The organism is Bacillus cereus group sp. BfR-BA-01356, assembly GCF_022663635.1.
Taxonomy (GTDB): Bacteria; Bacillota; Bacilli; order Bacillales; family Bacillaceae_G; genus Bacillus_A; species Bacillus_A cereus.
This window is the reverse complement of sequence record NZ_JAKUFX010000260.1, coordinates 1-1,612: the sequence shown is the minus strand read 5'-3', so window position 1 is coordinate 1,612 and position 1,612 is coordinate 1. Positions and strand designations below refer to the sequence as shown.

The following is a 1,612-nucleotide window of genomic DNA, read 5'->3' as shown; positions in this document are numbered from 1 at the left end:
TACGTAGCCATCGAAGGTGACATCAAAAGTTTCTTTGACCATATTAACCATAATAAACTTGTTGAAATAATGTGGAATATGGGCATAAAGGATAAGAGATTCCTAACTATTATTAAGAAAATGTTAAAAGCAGGTGTACTAGAAGATAATCAACTTTTCCCTACGGAGTTGGGAACTCCACAAGGTGGAATTATATCTCCCCTGTTAGCGAACATATACTTAAATAACTTTGACTGGATGATAGCTAAAGAGTTCGAAGAACACTACGCGCGTTATACTGTTAAACACGCTTTCAGTACAGGACTTAGAAAAGTAGTTAGAAAACATAAGAAATGTTTTCTTGTTAGATACGCAGACGACTGGATAATTCTATGCGAGGATAAAGCACAGGCAAGAACACTCTTGACTAAAATCGATAAGTATTACAAACATATACTCAAATTAGAATTATCAAAGGAGAAAACATTTATTACCGATATGAGAGAGAAGCCAGCCCAATTCCTAGGATTCGACATCAGAGCTGAAAAGATGAGACTGAAAAACCGTATTGCAGGAAAAGCTATACCGAACAAAAAGAAATTAAACTCTAAAATGAGAGAAATTCTTCGAGATACATACAATGTTCGGAAAACAACCAACTCTCACGATGTTGCCGCCCAAATAGAACTTATTAACGCCAAAATTATTGGTATTAGTAATTATTTCCGTATAGGAAATTCTGCTAGAATTTTCGTTAGATGCGATGACAAAATACGCTATACATTCTACAAGTCTATTAAGAACAAACATGGTGGAGGAGTATTCGAAAAAATGCTTACTCCAGCTGAAAATCTTGATAATCGTAAAGATAGGCATAAGGGGCATAAAACCAAAGTTCCCTTCGTTGAAGTCGATGGAGTTAAGATAGGATTAACCAAAATGAGTTTTACACCTAGTACTAAAGCACTCCTATACAATTATGATACGACCCCCTATACACAGATAGGAAGGATAATTTATTCGAGAAGACATGGCAAGGTCGATAAGAAAATGAGACCAACCATTTATTCGAACGACCAAATCAACCAAATGGTCTTGTATCAGATGCTTAGACAAACTAAGAATAAACGACTCTATAACTTTGAATATATACTTAATCGCGATTATGCATATAATCGCGACAAAGGAAAGTGCCGAATATGTAAGACGGGGTTGATTCCAACTAACATCCATTGCCATCACGTTAATAATCGACTACCTTTAGAGAAAATCAACAAACTCAGCAATCTTGCCACCATGTGCATAAGATGCCATAAGCTTATACATCAAAAGGACTTAGAAGGCAGTATCTTATACAAACTACCGAAACTAAAGAAATACCGTGAGCTGCTACACATTTGAAATATATCTCATTGTTCACCTTATCTTAATCGCGAGGCAAAGAATAAGGATGATACTAACTAAATTTGTTAGGGGTTATCAATCTGAACCGATGGAACGCCGTGTGCGGTGAAAGTCGCACGCACGGTGTGGGGCGGGGGAAAAAGTAGAGATAACTTCAAAGCTTTACCTATCGCGACCCGTAAGGGTTAGTAGCTACCCCAGCCCTCTCGGGCTAGGATGCTACACATTT

General features: G+C 37.3%; 1 protein-coding gene. It reads left to right on the top strand.

The annotated features are described in order from the left end of the window. Window positions 1–1,380, top strand: a 1,380-nt coding sequence (locus MR168_RS32850) for a group II intron reverse transcriptase (protein ID WP_103597702.1), incomplete at its 5' end; no start/stop codon positions are given. Window positions 1,381–1,612 lie beyond the last annotated feature (232 nt).